This window comes from Umezawaea tangerina (assembly GCF_003002815.1).
GTDB lineage: Bacteria > Actinomycetota > Actinomycetes > Mycobacteriales > Pseudonocardiaceae > Umezawaea > Umezawaea tangerina.
In genome coordinates, this window is record NZ_PVTF01000015.1 from 18,101 (window position 1) to 34,968 (window position 16,868).

The 16,868-nt window shown below is 73.3% G+C and carries 15 protein-coding genes; 4 read left to right on the plus strand and 11 right to left on the minus strand.

Features of this window, described 5'->3' with window-relative positions; genetic code table 11:
• Nucleotides 1-2 precede the first annotated feature (2 nt).
• Together CLV43_RS38730 and CLV43_RS38735 are read right to left on the minus strand one after the other, a co-directional pair.
• Nucleotides 3-950: a hypothetical protein gene (locus CLV43_RS38730; protein ID WP_106194088.1), complete on the minus strand. Its 948-nt coding sequence runs from the start codon at nt 948-950 to the stop codon at nt 3-5.
• A gap of 71 nt (nt 951-1,021) precedes the next feature.
• Entirely contained in the window at nt 1,022-1,897 is an 876-nt protein-coding gene (locus CLV43_RS38735; RefSeq protein ID WP_106194090.1) for a helix-turn-helix domain-containing protein, read from the minus strand.
• A 134-nt stretch (nt 1,898-2,031) separates the two neighbouring features.
• Here CLV43_RS38735 and CLV43_RS38740 point away from each other — a divergent pair, with 134 nt between their 5' ends.
• Complete coding sequence (locus CLV43_RS38740; protein WP_106194092.1) at nt 2,032-2,508, plus strand: SRPBCC family protein; 477 nt, start codon at nt 2,032-2,034, stop codon at nt 2,506-2,508.
• Here CLV43_RS38740 and CLV43_RS38745 read toward each other — a convergent pair.
• Nucleotides 2,493-2,969 (minus strand): MarR family winged helix-turn-helix transcriptional regulator, encoded by a 477-nt coding sequence (locus CLV43_RS38745; RefSeq protein WP_106194095.1) that lies wholly within the window; start codon nt 2,967-2,969, stop codon nt 2,493-2,495. The two genes, CLV43_RS38740 and CLV43_RS38745, sit on opposite strands and share 16 nt — an antisense overlap.
• A 44-nt stretch (nt 2,970-3,013) precedes the next feature.
• On the opposite strand from CLV43_RS38745, the gene CLV43_RS38750 reads away from it, so the two are divergent.
• On the plus strand, nt 3,014-3,928 hold the full coding sequence (locus tag CLV43_RS38750; protein ID WP_106194098.1) for an alpha/beta hydrolase: 915 nt from the start codon (nt 3,014-3,016) through the stop codon (nt 3,926-3,928).
• 50 nt (nt 3,929-3,978) lie between these two features.
• Here the strand turns inward: CLV43_RS38750 and CLV43_RS38755 are convergent, their stop codons facing one another.
• The 3 genes from CLV43_RS38755 to CLV43_RS38765 are packed head-to-tail and all read right to left on the minus strand — an operon-like array spanning nt 3,979 to nt 6,835.
• Entirely contained in the window at nt 3,979-5,190 is a 1,212-nt protein-coding gene (locus CLV43_RS38755; RefSeq protein WP_106194100.1) for an acyl-CoA dehydrogenase family protein, read from the minus strand.
• Nucleotides 5,190-6,191, minus strand: coding sequence for a phosphotransferase family protein (locus tag CLV43_RS38760; protein WP_106194102.1), 1,002 nt, complete (start codon nt 6,189-6,191; stop codon nt 5,190-5,192). The genes CLV43_RS38755 and CLV43_RS38760 overlap by 1 nt, the downstream gene beginning before the upstream one ends.
• The gene (locus CLV43_RS38765) at nt 6,188-6,835 is read right to left on the minus strand and encodes an HAD family hydrolase (RefSeq protein WP_245887300.1); all 648 of its coding nucleotides are present in this window, start codon (nt 6,833-6,835) and stop codon (nt 6,188-6,190) included. The genes CLV43_RS38760 and CLV43_RS38765 overlap by 4 nt, the downstream gene beginning before the upstream one ends.
• Before the next feature lie 113 nt (nt 6,836-6,948).
• Between CLV43_RS38765 and CLV43_RS38770 the strand changes: the two genes are divergently transcribed.
• Both CLV43_RS38770 and CLV43_RS38775 read left to right on the plus strand, forming a co-directional pair.
• Nucleotides 6,949-8,814 carry a hypothetical protein gene (locus CLV43_RS38770; protein ID WP_106194536.1) on the plus strand — a complete coding sequence of 622 codons (1,866 nt, stop codon included), beginning with the start codon at nt 6,949-6,951 and terminating at the stop codon, nt 8,812-8,814.
• 81 nt (nt 8,815-8,895) lie between these two features.
• On the plus strand, nt 8,896-9,741 hold the full coding sequence (locus tag CLV43_RS38775) for a PLL family lectin (RefSeq protein WP_106194108.1): 846 nt from the start codon (nt 8,896-8,898) through the stop codon (nt 9,739-9,741).
• 21 nt (nt 9,742-9,762) lie between these two features.
• On the opposite strand, the gene CLV43_RS38780 is transcribed toward CLV43_RS38775, so the two are convergent.
• The 5 genes from CLV43_RS38780 to CLV43_RS38800 all read right to left on the minus strand — a co-directional run bounded on the left by CLV43_RS38780 (nt 9,763) and on the right by CLV43_RS38800 (nt 16,789).
• On the minus strand, nt 9,763-11,535 hold the full coding sequence (locus tag CLV43_RS38780; RefSeq protein WP_106194110.1) for an IucA/IucC family protein: 1,773 nt from the start codon (nt 11,533-11,535) through the stop codon (nt 9,763-9,765).
• Between the two features lie 64 nt (nt 11,536-11,599).
• Nucleotides 11,600-13,168 (minus strand): nickel ABC transporter ATP-binding protein NikE, encoded by a 1,569-nt coding sequence (gene nikE / locus CLV43_RS38785; protein WP_106194113.1) that lies wholly within the window; start codon nt 13,166-13,168, stop codon nt 11,600-11,602.
• Complete coding sequence (locus tag CLV43_RS38790; RefSeq protein WP_106194116.1) at nt 13,165-14,049, minus strand: ABC transporter permease; 885 nt, start codon at nt 14,047-14,049, stop codon at nt 13,165-13,167. The genes nikE and CLV43_RS38790 overlap by 4 nt, the downstream gene beginning before the upstream one ends.
• Complete coding sequence (locus CLV43_RS38795; protein WP_106194118.1) at nt 14,046-15,056, minus strand: ABC transporter permease; 1,011 nt, start codon at nt 15,054-15,056, stop codon at nt 14,046-14,048. The genes CLV43_RS38790 and CLV43_RS38795 overlap by 4 nt, the downstream gene beginning before the upstream one ends.
• Nucleotides 15,053-16,789, minus strand: coding sequence for an ABC transporter substrate-binding protein (locus tag CLV43_RS38800; protein WP_245887301.1), 1,737 nt, complete (start codon nt 16,787-16,789; stop codon nt 15,053-15,055). Before CLV43_RS38800 ends, CLV43_RS38795 begins: the two co-directional genes overlap by 4 nt.
• Nucleotides 16,790-16,868: the final 79 nt, after the last annotated feature.

The window sequence follows — 16,868 nt, forward strand, 5'->3', positions numbered from 1 at the left end:
CGCTACCGGTCGAGGTGGGCCAGGAGCATGTTCGGGTCGTCGGCGAGGCTGTAGGCGGCGCTCAGGACGTACACGGTTTCGCCGCGGACCGCGACCGACGTCGGGTTGCGCAGCCCGTCGGTGGCGTCGAGCACGGTGGAGCGGGTGCCGTCCGGGCGGACCAGGACGACGGTGTTCGGGCTGTCCAGCGTCGCGAGGATCTCGTCGCCGCGCCCGGTGAACTCGAAGTCGTCGATCCCGACGAGCCCGGTCGCCGTCGTCCGCACGGTCCCCGGCCGGTCCAGCGGGATGCGCAGGATCGTGCCCAGGTCCAGGTTGGTGGCCCACAGGGCGCCGTCGCGCACCTTGAGGCCGTTGACGCCGAGGAACCCGGTGGACGCCAGCTCCGGCGCGGTGGACCACGCCTTCGGGGTGCCGCCGCGCACCGGGACGCTCCAGATCGTGCCGAGCACGGAGTCCGCGACGTAGAGGGTGCCGGTGCGCGGGTCGAGCGCCAGGCCGTTGGGCAGCCCGTTCGCGGGCAGCCCGGCGATGCGCTCGGGAGCGCACCCCGGCCGGATCCGCCACAGGCCGGTCAGGTCGGCGGTGCCGGTGGCGTAGAGGACGTAGAGCGTCCCGTCGTGGGCCCGCACGATGCCGGTGGTCAACGGGAAGCCCAGCACCGGGGTGTGGACGCCGCCGTCGGCCGGAGCGGGCAGGGTGGCCACGATCCGCGTCGAGCCGTCGCGGGTCACCCGTGCGACCTGGCGGCTCGCGGCGAACGTGATGTTGGCGGTGCCGTCGGGCGACAGCGCGACGTTCTCCGGCTGACGACCGGCGGCCAGGTCGAAGTGGGCCGCGACGCGGGCGCCGCTCAGCGGTGCCGACGCGGCCTGCGCCGCGGGTGGGCCGAACACGGCGGTCGCGATCACCGCGGCCGACAGGGTGGCCTTCACACTGTGCTTGGACATGGTTCCTTCACTGTTCGCGGGCATGCGGCAGCCACGTGTGCCGCATGTGTTCGGAGGAGGACGGAAGGGCGCTACGAGCGGTTCGCGGGAACCGGTGCGGGCGCGATCGACCGGGCGAGCAGGCTCAGGGCGGACCGCGCGGGCTCCGACTCGGCGGTGGCGACCACGATGTGCGGGCCCTGGGCACCTGGGCTCTGCAGCGTCTGCTGGGTCAGCTGCATCCCGCCGACCAGCGGGTGGTGCATCCGGTAGTCGGCGACGTCGCAGACCCGCACCCGGTGGTCGGCCCACATCGCCGCGAACTCCGGGCTGCCCATCGACAGCTCGCCGATCAGCCCGGCCAGCAGCGGGTCGTCGGGGTGCAGGCCCACGGTCACCCGCAGGTTGCCCACGACCGCGCGCGCCTTGGTCGGCCACTCGGTGTACAGCTCGCGGACGTGCGCGTCGAGGAACACCAGCCGCGCCATGTTCGGCCGCCGCGCCGGGTCGTCGGGGGCCGTCGGGTCCAGGTGCCCGGCGAACACCGCGTGCCCCATCGGGTTCCACGCCAGCACGTCCGTACGCCGACCCAGCACGATCGCGGGCACCTCGCCCAGCGCGCCGAGCAGGGTCCGCACGGCCGGGGTGACCCGTTCGACGGGAGGCCGCCTCACCGGGCGGCGGCGCTTGGCCGCTCCGGCCAGCGCGTGCAGGTGGGCGCGCTCGGAGTCGTCGAGCCGCAACGCCCCGGCGATCGCGTCCAGCACCTCCGGCGAGGCGTGGTGCGACTGCCCCTGCTCCAGCCGCGTGTAGTAGGGCGCGCTCACCCCGGCCAGCAGCGCCAGCTCCTCACGCCGCAGCCCCGGCACGCGCCGCCGGTCGCCGTAGGTGGTCAGCCCGACGTCGTCGGGCCGCAGCCCCGCGCGGCGGGCCTGCAGGAAGTCGCCGAGCCGCCCCTGTCCGTCCATGGCATCGAGTATGTGCCGTCCGCGAGGCGGTAGCCCGACCCCGTCGGGGTCAGGCTCGGCAGGGTGTGGTTGGAGGGCTCCCGGTGCCCCGAGAGTGGGTGGCGCCCCACTCGAGCACGAGCCAGGAGAACCCGATGAGCACCACCGCACCCGACGTCACCGCCTACTCCTTCACCCGCCGCGCGTGGGTCGCCGCACCGCCGGAGCGGGTGTACGAGCTGGTCGGCGACGTGTCGCTGATCGGGACGTGGAGCCCGAGCGCCGACGCGGCCGTCTACGACGAGGGCGACGGCCCGCGGGTCGGGGCGTGGTTCACCGGCCGCAACCACCGCGGCGACCGCGAGTGGAGCTCGCGGTCGCGGGTCGTGGCCGCCGAGCCCGGTTCGGACTTCGCCTTCGTGGTCGACGACCTCGTGCGCTGGCACTGGACCTTCCTCCCGCACGGCACCGGCACCGAGGTGCGGCAGTCGTGGACGCTGTTGCGCCCCGACCCGGTCCTGGGCACCACGGACGACGACCTGGCCGCGTTGCGCGACCACATGGCCGACAGCGTCGAGACCACGCTGGTGGCGCTGGCCGCGTGGGTGGCGTCCGGTCAGCCCGTGGGCTGACCGGTCTGGTCGCGTTCGAGCACGGCGCGCAGCCGCGCGAAGACCACCGCGGCCGCGGACAGCGAGGAGTCGTCGAACGCGGTGTCGAGCAGCTCGGTCAGCCGTTCGGTGAAGGTGGCCTCCGCCTCGTCGACGAGGCGCGCGCCCTCGTCGGTGAGGACGAGCAGCGACGACCGGCGGTCCGCCGGGTTCGCCCGCCGCGCGACCCAGCCCCGCGCCTCCAGCCGGTCGACGCTCTTGCTGGTCGCCCCGATCCCGACGGCGAACTCGGCGGCGAGGTCGGCCACCCGCGACTCCGGCCGGTCGCGCAGGAGCTTGAGGCATTCGAACTGCGAGGTCACGAGCCCGTGCCGCTCGCGGAGGCGGTCGTTGAGGGCGTTGTAGAGGCGCGTCTCGCAGCGGACGAGGTCGGAGAAGAAGCCGGGGACGTCGACCGGGCCAGAGCCCGACTTGGATTCCATGACATATAGTGTACTGGCATGGACTTCGGCGGAGGGAACTGGCTGTGAGCGGGGAACAACGAGCGAGGGTCGACGCGCTGCTGAGGCAGAACCGGTCCGCGGGGCATCCGACGCTGGAGGAGCTGCGCGCCCGGTTCAGGGCGCTGATGGCCGGGATGATCGTGCCGGACGGCATCCGCACCCGGACGACGGAGCTCGGCGGCCGGTCCGCGCTGCTCGTCGAGCCGGAGACCGGCGCGCGGGCCGGGACGATCCTGTACTTCCACGGCGGCGGCTGGGTGTTCGGCTCGCCGGAGACCGCGCTGTCGCTGACCGGCAACCTCGTGGCCCGCACCGGGTTCCGCGCGTACTCGACGGACTACCGGCTCGCGCCCGAGAACCCGTTCCCGGCCGCGGTCCAGGACGGGCTGAACGCCTACCGCGCCCTGCTCGACGACGGGGTGGACCCGACGACCATCGCGTTCGCGGGCGACTCCGCGGGCGGCGGGCTCGCCGTCACGACCTGCCTGACCGCCCGCGACGCGGGCCTGCCGCTGCCCGCGGCGATCGTGGCGTTCTCCTCCGCGCTCGACGCCACCCTCACGGGCGAGAGCATGGAGACCAAGGCGGGCGTCGACCCCGTGTTCACCCGCGAGGCGCTCGACGGCATCAGCACCCTGTACCTCTCCGGGCAGGAACCGCTCCAGCCGCTGCTGAGCCCAGCGGTCCTCGCCGACCTGACCGGGTTCCCGCCCCTGCTGCTGCAGGTGGGCACCAACGAGGTCCTGCTGGACGACTCCACCCGCATGGCCGCCCGCGCGACGGCGCACGGGGTGGACGTGATCCTCGACGTCACCGCCGACGTCCCCCACGTGTTCCAGTCGTTCGCGGGCGTCCTCGACGAGGCCGACGAGGCGCTGGACCGGGCGGCCCTGTTCCTGGCGCAGCGCGTCCGCGCTCGGGACACCGCGGCGGCCTGAACTTCGTCGGGCCCGGACGCGGCGTGCGTCCGGGCCCGACGACGGTAGGTCTAGCGGTACTTCTTGAGCTCGCGCTTGGCCAGCGACATGCGGTGCACCTCGTCGGGACCGTCGGCCAGCCGCAGCGTGCGGGCCGACGCCCACAGGTTGGCCAGCGGGAAGTCCTGGCTCACGCCACCGGCGCCGTGGGCCTGGATCGCCTTGTCCAGCACCCACTCCGCCATCAGCGGGACGCCGATCTTGATCGCCTGGATCTCGGTGTGCGCGCCCTTGTTGCCCACGGTGTCCATCAGCCACGCGGTCTTGAGCACCAGCAGCCGCGCCTGCTCGATGCGCACCCGCGACTCGGCGATCCACTCCTGCACGACGCCCTGCGCCGCGATCGGCTTGCCGAACGCCACCCGCTCGTTGGCCCGGCGGCACATCAGCTCCAGCGCGCGCTCGGCCATGCCGATCAGCCGCATGCAGTGGTGGATGCGGCCGGGGCCAAGACGGGCCTGGGCGATCGCGAAGCCCTCGCCCTCCCCCGCGACCAGGTTGTCCACGGGCACCCGGACGTCGGTGAAGACGACCTCGGCGTGGCCGCCGTGCGGGCCGTCGGTGTAGCCGAACACGTGCATGCCGCGCTTGACCTCGACACCGGGGGTGTCGCGCGGGACCAGGATCATGGCCTGCTGCTGGTGCCGCTCGGCCTCGGGGTTGGTCTTGCCCATCACGATGAAGATCGCGCAGTTCGGGTTCATCGCGCCCGAGGACCACCACTTGGTCCCGTTGATCACGTAGGAGTCGCCGTCGCGCTCGATGCGGGTGGCGATGTTGGTCGCGTCCGAGGAGGCGACGTCGGGCTCGGTCATGCAGAACGCCGAGCGGATCTCGCCGTCGAGCAGCGGCCGCAGCCACTGCTTCTTCTGCTCCTCGGTGCCGAACATCGCCAGCACCTCCATGTTCCCGGTGTCGGGCGCCGCGCAGTTGAGCGCCTCCGGGGCCAGGTGCGGGCTGCGGCCGGTGATCTCGGCCAGCGGCGCGTACTGCAGGTTCGTCAGCCCCGCGCCGTGCTCGGCGTCGGGCAGGAACAGGTTCCACAGCCCGGCCTTGCGCGCCTCGGCTTGGAGGTCGGCCACGATGGGCGTGCGCGCCCACTCGTCGGTGGCCTCCTCCAGCTGCTTCTCCAGCACGGCCTCGGCCGGGTAGACGAACTCGTCCATGAAGGACAGCAGCCTGCCGCGCAGCTCTTCGGTCTTGGCGTCGTACGCGAAGTCCATCAGTACTCCTTGATCGCGAGGAGGCCCTGGCGCACGAGCGGCAGGGTGAGGGCGCCGAGCTGGGAGAAGCCCGCGCCGACGGTCTTGCCGGTGGTGTAGCGGTAGTGGATGCCCTCGAGGATCACCGCGAGCTTGAAGTAGCCGAACGCGATGTACCAGCCGAGCCCCGAGATGTCGGCGCCGGTGCGGGACGCGTAGCGGGCCACCAGCTCGTCGGCGCTGGGGAAGCCGGGCAGCGAGGGGACGGTGCCGGTGATCGGGTCCTTGGCGAGGCCGAGGCCGTGCCAGTAGACGTGCAGCAGGCCGACGTCGGCCAGCGGGTCGCCCAGGGTGGCCATCTCCCAGTCGAGCACCGCGCTGATCCCCAGCGGCTCCTGGGTGACGAGCACGTTGTCGAGCCGGTAGTCGCCGTGGATGACCGTGGCCCGGCTCGACTCCGGCACCCGCTCGGCCAGCCGGTCGCGCAGGTCGTCGATGCCCTCCAGGTCCCGGCTCCGGGAGGCGTCGAGCTGCTTGCCCCACCGCGCCACCTGCCGCTTGAGGAAGCCCTCCGGGCGGCCGAAGTCGCCCAGCCCCACCGAGTCCGGGTCGACGGCGTGCAGGTCGGCCAGCACGTCGACCAGCCGCTCGGCCAGCGCCGCGGCGCCCGAGGGAGTGAGCCATTCGCACTGGCCGGGGTCGCGCAGCGCAACGCCCGCGACCTCCTCCATCAGGTAGAACGGGGCGCCCAGCACCTCGGGGTCGGTGCACAGCAGCTCCACGGCGGGCACCGGCACGGGCGTGTCGGCCAGTGCCGAGATCACCCTGTGCTCGCGGGTCATGTCGTGGGCGGTGGCCAGCACGTGGCCCAGCGGCGGGCGGCGCAGCACCCACCGGTCCTGCCCGTCGGTGACCCGGTAGGTCAGGTTGGAGCGGCCGCCGGGGATGAGCTCGCCGGTCAGCGGGCCCTTGCCGAGGTGGGCGGCGAGCCGGTCGAGGTCGAGGCCGGGCAACTCGGTCATGGCTTCACTCCCAGTCCCGCGAGCGCGGCGCGCGTGCTGTCGGCGTCGGTGTGCAGGAACGCGTGCAGGCCGACGGCCTTCGCGCCCTCCACGTTGATCTGCATGTCGTCGAAGAACACGCACCGGTCCGCGGGCAGCCCGACCAGGTCCAGGGTGTGCTCGAAGATGGCCGGGTCCGGCTTGCGCAGTCCGACGCGGCCGCTGATCACGAGCGTGTCGAACAGCTCCTGGAGCAGGTCCTCGGGATAGCCCTCGCCCCAGCTGTTGGACAGCAGCACCGTGCGGACGCCGGAGGCGCGCACCTCGCGCACCAGGTCGACCATGGCCGGGTCGGGCAGCGCGGTGCCGAACATCCGGCGCAGCAGCCCGGCCGCGGCGATCTCGCCGCCGTCGGCGGTGGCCAGCTCGGCGGCCAGCAGCAGCTCGAACTCCGGCACCGACAGCGCGCCGGTCTCCAGCCGGGCGACCGGGTTGTCCGGGGCGGCGTCGCGCCCCATCCAGCCGCGGATGGTCACCCCGTACCGCTCGCGGTCGATGTTCTCGGTCCGCAGCCAGTCCTCGACGAACCGCGGCACCGAGACCGTGAGCACGCCGCCCCAGTCCAGCACCACCGCGTCGATCTGCCGTTCATCCTCGTTGCCCACGGCCGCGAGCATACCGACCAGTTGGTATGTCGGCAATGGGAACCCCTATTCCGCACGGGTCAGGTATCGGGGAAACCGAGGGGCGCTCTTGTGCTTGCGTGGGGGTGAGCGACATGTCCGACGTACCCGTGCGGCAGGAGGCCGCGTCGATGGTGGCGGCCGGGGAGCAGGCGCTGCACGTCGAGGGTGACCTCACGGTCGCGCGCGACCTGTTCGCCAAGGCCTACGGGCTGGCCGAGCAGGCCGCCGACGCCGAGCTGATGGCGACCGCCGCGATCGGCCTGGGCGGGCTCTGGGTGCACGAGCACCGCACCGCGGCCGACGCGGCCTCCGTCGAGGCCCAGCAGCGCTCGGCGCTGGCCAGGCTCGACCCCGCGTCCTCGCTCGCGCTGCGGCTGCGGGCCAGGCTCGCCGCCGAGGCCGACTACCGCGCGGTGCGGTCGGACACGGTCCTGCCGATCGTCGAGGAGGCGCGGCGCGCGGGCGACCCGAGGGCGTTGGCCGAGGCGCTGAGCGTGGCCCACCACTGCCTGCTCGGTCCGCGGGACGCCGACCTGCGGCTGCTGCTGGCCGAGGAGCTGCTGCGGGCCGGGTCGCGCACCGGCCGCCCCAGCGACGTGGTGATGGGGCTGCTGTGGCGGACGGTCGACCTGTTCCTGCTCGGCGACCCGCACGCCGAGCGGTCGCTGGCCGAGCTGTCCGGCTCCGAGGCGGCCGAGCGCAACGGGGCCGTCTCGTTCGCCCGCGTCGGGATGCAGGTCATGCTGCACATCCGCGGCGGACGTCTCGACGAGGCCGAGGCGCTGGCCCACGAGTGCGCCGCGCGCGGCCGGACGACCGGGGACGCCGACTACCTCGGCTGGTACGGCGCCCAGCTGGTCGCGGTGCGGTGGTACCAGGGTCGGGTCGGTGAGCTGGTGGGTGTGCTGGCCGACATCGTCAACTCCCCCATGCTCAGCGCCAACGACGAGGCGTTCGTGGCCGGGCTGGCCGTCGCCTCGGCCACCGCCGGCGACACCAGGATGGCCCGCGGTGCGCTGGCCAGGCTGCGCGGTCCCGGCCTGGACCGGCTGACCCGGTCCAGCACGTGGCTGTGCGCGATGAACGGGGCAGCGGAGGCCGCCTGCCTGCTCGGCGACACCGACACCGCCGCGCAGGTCTACGCCCTGGTGCTGCCCTACGCGCGGCTGCCCGTCATGGCCAGCCTCGCCGCCGCGTGCTTCGGGTCGGCCCAGCACACCCTGGGGGTGGCCTCGCTCGCGCTCGGCGAGGTCGACCGGGCGGTGGTGCACTTCCGGACGGCGGTGGAGCACAACAACGCGCTGGGGCACTGGCCCGCGGCGGCGGTGTCGCGGCACCGGCTGGCCCAGGCGCACGGCCTGCGCGGGGAGACGTGGGCGGCCACGTCGGAACGGGCCGCCGCGACGCGCGAGGCGGCGGCGTTGGGGATGGTGCTGCCCGAGACCGAGCGCCGCGCGCTGGTGTGCACCAAGACCGGCAGGCAGTGGATGGTCGAGCTGGGCGGGCGGTCGGTCGTCGTGGACGACTCGGTGGGGATGCGGTACCTGGCGACGCTGGTGGCGAACCAGGGCACGGAGATCGCGGCCATCGACCTGACCGAGGGCGGGGTGGCCGAGGAGCGGTCCGCGCAACCGGTGCTCGACGAGGAGGCGTTGCAGCAGTACCGGCAGCGGCTGCGGGACCTGCGCGAGGAGATCGAGGACGCCGAGGCCGCGCACCAGGAGGTCAGGGCGGCGCAGCTGCGGGCCGACGCGGAGTGGCTGGCCGACGAGGTGCGGGCGGCGACGGGGCTCGGTGGGCGGACGCGGCGGTTCGCGGACAACCCGGAGCGGGCCCGGATCGCGGTGGGCAAGGCGATCCGCAGGGCGGTGGACCGGATCGGGGCCGCGGACGCGGTGCTCGGCGAACACCTGCGCGGGTCGGTGCAGACCGGGATGCGGTGCTCCTACCGGGGGTAGCCGACCGCGCCGCGTGGAACGGGGTGGAACGGCCGTGTCACGCCGTACCGGGTGGAAGTGGATCATCCGGAAGGCGGGGGAATGCAGGGTGGGGACAAGACCGCGCAGGTGCTGGCGGTCACCAGGGGTGGCGGGCTCTACCACGCCGAGGGGTCGTGGGCGGGGTTCGGGAGGATCGGCACGGGGCACCACGGGCCGGTGGCCGGGACGGTCGGCGCGGTGGTCGCCGACCGCCTGCACGCCGTCGCGGTCACCAGGACCGGCGGTCTGCTGCACGCCGTGCGCGGGTCGGGCGGGGCGTGGGGGCGCTTCGCCGACGTGAAGAGCTACACGGGCAACCCCGGAGCGGTGGCGGACGTGGCCGCGACCTCGGTGGACGACGGGCTCGCGCTGGTGGTGCGGACCGCGACCGGCGGGGTCTTCGGCACGACCCGCCGCGACGACGGGTCGTGGGCGGGGCTGGCCTACCTCAAGGGGCTCGCCGGTGATCCGGGGTTCGTCACGGACCTGGCGGTCGCGGCGGCGGGTGGTGGCCTGCACGTGCTGGTCGCCACCAACCGGGGGCGGCTGTGCCACGCGATCCGCCTGCCCGACGGCTCGTGGCGGCCGTTCCGCGACGTCGGCCCGCACGACGGGAGGGTGGCCGCGGCCGGGGTGGGCGGCGAGGTGCACGTGCTCGCCCACGCCGTGGACCGGGTGGGCCACCTGGTGTGGCGGGCGGACGGCACGTGGAGCGACGGCGCCGAGGTGGATCCGGGCGCCCCGGTGGCGGACCTCGCGGCGGCGGGCGTCGGGGACGACCTGCACGTCCTGGCCACGACCGCCGCCGGGCGCCTGGTCCACGCGGTGCGCTACGCCGACGGGTCGTGGGCCGGGTTCGCGGCCACGGGCGAGCCGGACCGGGTGGCCAGGGCGAGCATCACCTGACGCGGACGGCGGGGCGGGGTGTCACCAGCCGTCCGGCGGGGTGATCGCGGTGGCCGAGGCCAGCGGGTTGGGGACCTCGCCCTTGGGGCGCACCGACCGGTGGTTGGCCTGCTCGGCGTACCCGGTGACCAGCAGCCGGTCGCCGTTGAGGGGGTAGTGCGGGAACGAGGGGCCGAGCAGGTCGGCGGCGTCGATCCGGTCGGCGTGCCGGGGGAAGCGGCGGCGGTAGGACTCGACCTCGCCGCGCACCCGGTCCCACAGCCGCGCCCGCGGCAGCAGCAGGTCCAGCGGCTGGCCGACGCCGACGAGGAAGGCGTTGACCAGGTAGGCGCGCAGCGCGGGCCAGGTGCGGCGGGGCAGGACGGGGTCGTGCTCGTCGGGTTCCGGGCCGCGTTCGGGCACCGGGGCGAGCGACAGGCTGACGTCGTCGATCAGGTCCTTCACGGCGATCCGCGCGGGCAGCCCGTCGGCGCCCTCGACGACCATGATGTTCTGGCCGTGCGGGTTGACCGTGATGCCGTAGTGGAACAGCAGGTGCAGCAACGGCCGCAGCAACGCCTTGAGCAGCGCCGACACCCACTCGCCCTGGTCGACCCCGGAACGCGCCACGAGCTCGGCGACCAGCGCGTGGCCGGAGGAGTCCACGTGCAGCACCGCGGCCAGCGGCCAGACGCGTTCACCCGCGGCCAGCCGGGGCTCGACGGGTTCGCGCCACACGCAGGCGAGCGTCTCGCGCAGCCGGTAGGGGGACCCGTCGATGGCGGACATCCTCGGGTGCTCCACCGCGACCGAGGCGATCTCGCCGAGCAGCTCGGTCCCCCACCGCGCCAGCAGCTCGTCGGAGGCCCACACCCCCTTGAGCCACTGGGTCACGACGGGGGCGGCCAGCGCGATCTCCGGCAGCACCCCGCGCCACACGGTGGTGTTGAGGATGCGCAGCGGCAGCTTCACCTGGCAGCGGTCGGCGCGGTCGGTGTTGGACAGGGTGCGGATCGACTGGGTGGGCAGGTACTCGTCGGGGGCCTCCCCCAGCGGCACGATCCGCTCCGCGGCCACCTCGGGCGCCCACATCGTGCGCACCACGTTGTCCAGCTGCCACGGGTGCGCGGGCATCCACACGTAGGCGTCGGGATCCAGGCCGCGCTCGCGCAGCACGGCGGTGAACGCGGCGACGGTCTCCGGGCCGAGCTCGGCCTCGCGCAGCCCGTGCTCGGACAGGGACGGGACGGCGCGGAACTCCCCCAGCCCGCGGTGCACCGCCAGCCACGGCAGCCGCAGCGGTCGCCGAGACTCCGGGGCGTAGGCGGCGACGTCGGCGGCGGAGAACCCGATCCGCCCCTTGTTCGCCACCAGCCGCGGGTGGCCGGTGAGGTGGCCCTCCAGCTCGCCGTGGTCGAGCTTCGCCAGCTCGGCGACCGGCCGAGCCGACGCCGCGAGGGCGACGTCGGCGGCCAGCGTCGCGGTGATCTCCACCAGGTAGTTCGCCAACGTCGTGGGCGCCACCCCCAGCACCGGGCCGACCTCGGCCAGGAACAGCTGCACGTCGTCGGCCGGGCGGTCGGCGCCGAAGCCGTGCGGGCCCACCGGGAGCCTGCGCAGCGACGCCGGGTCCACCGCCCAGCCGCCGAACGCCCCGCGCGCGGCGGCGAAGGCGTACCGGGCGGCGGGCAGGTCGAGCCGGTAGCCGTCCCCGTCGGGTTCGGGCGCCAGCAGCGACTCGAACGCCAGCTCGCCGACCAGCTTGGCCAGCAGGGCGGTGGACGCGGTGCTCCACCGCATCGGCACACGGCTCATGGACACCTCTCCGGTACGAGACCAAGATCAGTGTTCCCCGCAGGCGCCGGTTTCCGCTACGGGCTCATGGCGTGGTGCTCGGCACTGCCGCGAGCAGCCTGCGGGTGTACTCGTGCCGCGGGTCGAGCAGCACCTGGTCCACCGCCCCCTGCTCGACCAGCACGCCCTCGTGCATCACCGCGACCCGGTCCGCGATGCTCCACGCCAGCCCCAGGTCGTGGGTGATGATCAGCGCCGCCAAACCCAGCTCGCGGCGCAGTCCCAGCAGCAGCGCCAGGATCTCGCCGCGCACCGACGCGTCGAGCGAGGCCACCGGCTCGTCGGCCACCAGCAGCCTGGGCCCCAGCGCCAGCGCCCCCGCGATGACCACCCGTTGCCGCTGACCGCCGGACAGCTCGTGCGGCAGCACCGGGAAGAACGACTCGGGCGGCCGCAGCTCGGCCTTGGCCAGCGCGTCGGCGACGAGCGCGGCCTCGTCGCCGGGCACCTTGTGGATGCGCAGGCCCTCGGCGACCGACTCGTACACCGAGTGCCGGGGGTTCAACGCGCTGGTCGGGTCCTGGAGCACCAGCTGCACCTGCCGCCGGTACTCCCGCAGCCCCTTGGCCGACCTCGGCAGCTCCTCCCCCTCGAACAGCACCCGCCCGGAGGTCGGCGCGCGTAGGCCGAGCAGCGTGCGGGCGGTGGTCGTCTTGCCGGAGCCGGACTCGCCGACCAGCGCGACGATCTCGCCGGACCCGATCTCCAGGTCCACGCCCTTGACCGCGTGCACCACGCCGCCGCGGCCGCGGTAGTCCACCGACAGGGCCTCGGCGCGCAGCAGCGGTGAGGACTCGCGCACCTCGTCCGGCTCGACCTGCCGGAACGCCGGGTCGCCGACCACGGGGAACGCCGCGGCCAGTGCCCGGGTGTGCGGATGGGTCGGGGAGGCGATCACCTCCCGTGCCGGACCCTCCTCGACGATGCCGCCGTGCCGCATCACCGCGAGCCGGTCGCACGTGCTCGCGAGCACCGACAGGTCGTGGCTGATCATGACCAGCCCGATGCCCTGCTCGGCGACCAGCCTGCTGAGCACGCCGAGGACCTGGGCCTGCACGATCACGTCCAGCGCGGTGGTCGGCTCGTCGGCGATCACCAGCCGCGGGTCGCACGCCAGCGCCATCGCGATCATGATCCGCTGCTTCTGCCCGCCGGACAGCTCGTGCGGGTAGGAGCGCGCCTTCGCGGCGGGCAGCTCGACCTGGTCGAGCAGGTCGGACACCTTCGCCTTGCCGCCGTGCAGGCGGATCGGCTCGGCGATCTGGTCGCCGACGCGCCGCACGGGGTTGAGCGCGTGCATGGCGCCCTGGAACACCACCGACGCCTGCGCCCAGCGCACCGCCCGCAGGCGGCCCCACGACATGGTCGTGACGTCCTCGCCGTCGAGCAGGATCTCCCCCTCGACGCGCGCGGACTTGGGCAGCAGCCGCAGCACGGACATCGCCACGGTCGACTTTCCGCACCCCGACTCCCCCGCCAGCCCGAGGGTCTGCCCCGCCTCCAGGGTGAGGTCGACGTCGCGGACGGCGGCGACCTCACCGCGGTCGGTGCGGTAGTGCACCCCCAGACCGCGCAGTTCCAGCAGCGGGCTCACCGGTCTCCCCTCAGCCTCGGGTTCAGCACCGTCTCCAGCGCCCGCCCGACCAACGTGAACGCCAGCACGATCACCACCACGCCCAGGCCGGGCGGCAGCAGGAACCACCACGCCCGCTGCGACACCGCGCCGTGCAGGTTCGCCGCGCGCAGCATCGACCCCCACGACACCATCGACGGGTCGCCCAGCCCCAGGAACGACAGGGTCGCCTCCGCCACGATCGCGTTGGCCACCGTCAGCGTCGTGTTCACGAACACCAGCGGCAGCACCGCGGGCAGCACGTGGCGGCCGATCACGTGGACGTGCCCGCCGCCGAGCACCTTGGCGCGCTCGATGAACGGCCGCGCCTCCACGCTCAGCGTCTGCGCCCGCACCAGCCGCGCGGTCGACGCCCACGACGTGACGCCGATGGCCAGCACGATCGTCCCGATCCCCCTGGGCAGCACCGTGGACAGCGCGATGGCGAGCACCAGGGAGGGCAGGACCAGGAAGAAGTTCGTCACCCACATCAGCCCGGCCGACAGCCACCCGCCGAAGTGCGCGGCGGTGACGCCGACCAGGGTGCCGATCGCCACCGACAGCACGGTCGCGGTCAGCCCGATCAGCAGCGAGATCCGGCTGCCCCACCACGTCAGCAGCAGCACCGACCGGCCGGTGTGGTCGGTGCCGAACCAGAACTCCGCGCTGGGCGACTGCCACCGCTGCCCCGCGGCCTTCGTCACGTCCAGCCCGGACGCGTCGGTGACCAGCGGCGCGAGCAGCGCCAGCACCACCACGACACCGAGCACCACCAACCCGGCCAGCCCGCCGCGGTTGCGGGTGAACTCCCGCCACGTCGAGCCGACCGCCGCCCGGCGGCGCTGCCACACGATGCTCGTCACGACGCACGCACCCTCGGGTCGAGGACCTGGTAGAGCAGGTCGGCCAGCACGTTCATCACGATCACCGAGCCCGCCAGCACCACGAACGTGCCCTGCAGCAGCGGCAGGTCCGGCCCGGCGAGCGCCTCGTAGGTCAGCAGGCCCAGGCCCGGCCAGGAGAACACCGTCTCCACGGTGATCGCCCCGGTCACGACCAGGCCGATGTGCAGGAACACCAACGTCACCGTGGGCAGCAGCGCGTTGGGCACCGCGTGCCTGCGCCGCACCTGGTCGTCGCGCAGGCCCTTGGCGCGCGCGGTCGTCAGGTAGTCGGCGTTCATCTCCTCCAGCAGCGAGGACCGCATCACCAGCTGGTACTGCGCGTAGACCACGGCGATCAGGGTCAGGCACGGCAGCACCATGTGGTGCGCGACGTCGAGCGCCTGGGACCAGAAGTCCGGCGGGGTGCTGGAGAACCGCATCCCGCCGCTGGGGAACAGGTTCCCGGTGACCATCGACAGCAGCATCCCCAGCCAGAACGCGGGCATCGCCCACCCGACCAGCGCCACACCCGTGGACGCCCGGTCGAACGGGCTGTCGCGCCGCCACGCGCCGCGGATCCCCAGCCACAGGCCCAGGGTCACCGCGATCAGCGTCGAGGTGCCGACCAGCAGCAGCGTCGGGCCGACCCGTTCGCCGATCAGCTCGGCCACCGTGCGCCGGTAGAACAGCGAGGTGCCCATGTCGCCGTGCAGCAGCCCGCCGACGTACTTGCCGAACTGCTCGACGATGGGCCGGTCGTAGCCGTGCAGCGCCCGCAGCTCGGCGATCTGCGCCTCGTCGACCTGCCGTCCCCTGGTCATCGTGACCGTCGGGTCGCCGGGGATCAGCCGGAACAGGAAGAACCCCAGCACCACCACGGCCGCGAGGCTGACCAGGGCGCCGCCGACCTTCCCCGCGACGTGGCGCAGCAGACCGCTGCCGCCGCCCCGTCGCGGGGAGGGCCGGACCAGGGGTGGAGCCGTCACTCGCGGTCCCCTGCGGTCGCGCCGCGGCGCCTGGCCAGCAGCAAGACCCCGCCGACCACCAGCAGGACCACGACCACGATCCCGGCGATCAGCAGCCCGCTCGGACCGGACGAGGCCGCGCCCGCCGCCGCGACGGGCACCGCGCCGTAGTAGCCCCACATCCCGTTCTGGGCCATGATCACGCCACCGGGGTCGGGCTGGATCGTGAAGCTCGCGAACGTGTCGTTGCGGTAGGCCTCCAACGAGTTGTCGTGCCCGAGGATGATCGCCGGGACCTCGTCGTAGAACCGCTGCTGCATCTGCTTGACCAGCGCCGACCGCTTGGCCGGGTCCAGCTCGGCGCCCTGCTTGGCGTAGAGCTCGTCGTAGGTCTTGTCGCAGAAGAAGGTGTCGGTGGTCCCGCTCGTGGTCGGCGACTCGGGCCGCGAGTCGCAGGTGTGCAGCGACAGGATGAAGTCCGGGTCGGGGTTGGTGCCCCAGCCGGAGAAGATCAGGTCGAACTTGCCCGCGACGCCCTGCTCGTCGAGCAGCGTGTCCGCCACCAGCTGCACGTCCACCGCGATGCCGATGTCGGCCAGCGAGCTCTTGATGTACTCACCCGCCTGCTCGTCGTAGGCGCGGCTGGTGTGCCCGACCAGCCTGAGCTTCAACGGCTTGCCGTCCGCGCCGACCCGGATCCCGTCGGACCCCTTGGGGTAGCCCGCCTGGTCCAGCTCGGTGTTGGCCGCGGCCGGGTCGAACGGGCGCACCTTCTCCGGGGTGAGGTGGTAGTCGGGGAACACCGGCGGGATCGGGCCGGTGCCGCGCTCGGCGTACCCGCCGTTGACCCGCGCGATGATCGCGTCCTGGTCGATCGCCTTGGCGATCGCCTGGCGCACCTTGACGTCCTTGAGCGCCGGGTGCCCGTCGCCGATCGGCTCACCGGTCTTCGTCGCGGCGCCGGAGTTGAGCACCAGCTCGTTGAAGCGCCGCCCCTGCGCCTTGTTCAGGGTGATGCCGGACTTGCCCTTGAGCGAGTCGAACTGCGCCGGGCCCATCCGGTTCACCAGGTCCAGCTCGCCCTTGTCCAGGGCCTGCACCGCCGCGTCCACGGTCTTGTAGTAGATGAAGTGCAGCTCGTCGTACTTCGGCGCGCCGCGCCAGTACTCCTTGTTGGCCTTGAACTTGATGAACTCGTTGGCCCGGTACTCCGAGAGCACGAACGGGCCGCTGCTCACGCTCGGCGTCACGTCGTTCTTGTAGTCGGCGATCTTCCCGACGCCCTTCCACACGTGCTCGGGCACGATCGGGACGTCCAGCGCCAGCATGCTCGCCTGCGGCACCTTGGTCTTGATCACCACCGTCCGGTCGTCCGGCACGGTCACCGACTCGAAGTTCGCCACGAAGCTGCCGTTCGCGGTGGCGGCGTCCTTGTCGGTCATCATCAGGTTGTAGGTGAACCCGACGTCCTTGGCCGTGATCGGCTGGCCGTCGGACCACTTCTTGCCGTCCGGGACGGTGAACGTCCAGGTCAGGTTGTCCGCCGACTTCTCCCACGACTTCGCCACCCCCTCGACGGGGCGCTGGTCCTTCGCGTCGTAGGCGGTCAGGTAGTCGTACATCAGCCGCCCGACCTCGGTGCTCGCCTGGTAGGTGGCGAGGAACGGGTTGAGCGAGTCGACCTGCTGGATGATGGCCACCCTCAGGGTGACCGGCTGCTGGGCCTGGGCCGCCGGGGCCAGCGGCGACGCCACCAGTCCCACCGCCCCCACGACCGAACCGAGACGTCGCAAGATCCCCACTGGCACTACCTCTCCCCAGAGCTGCCGCACG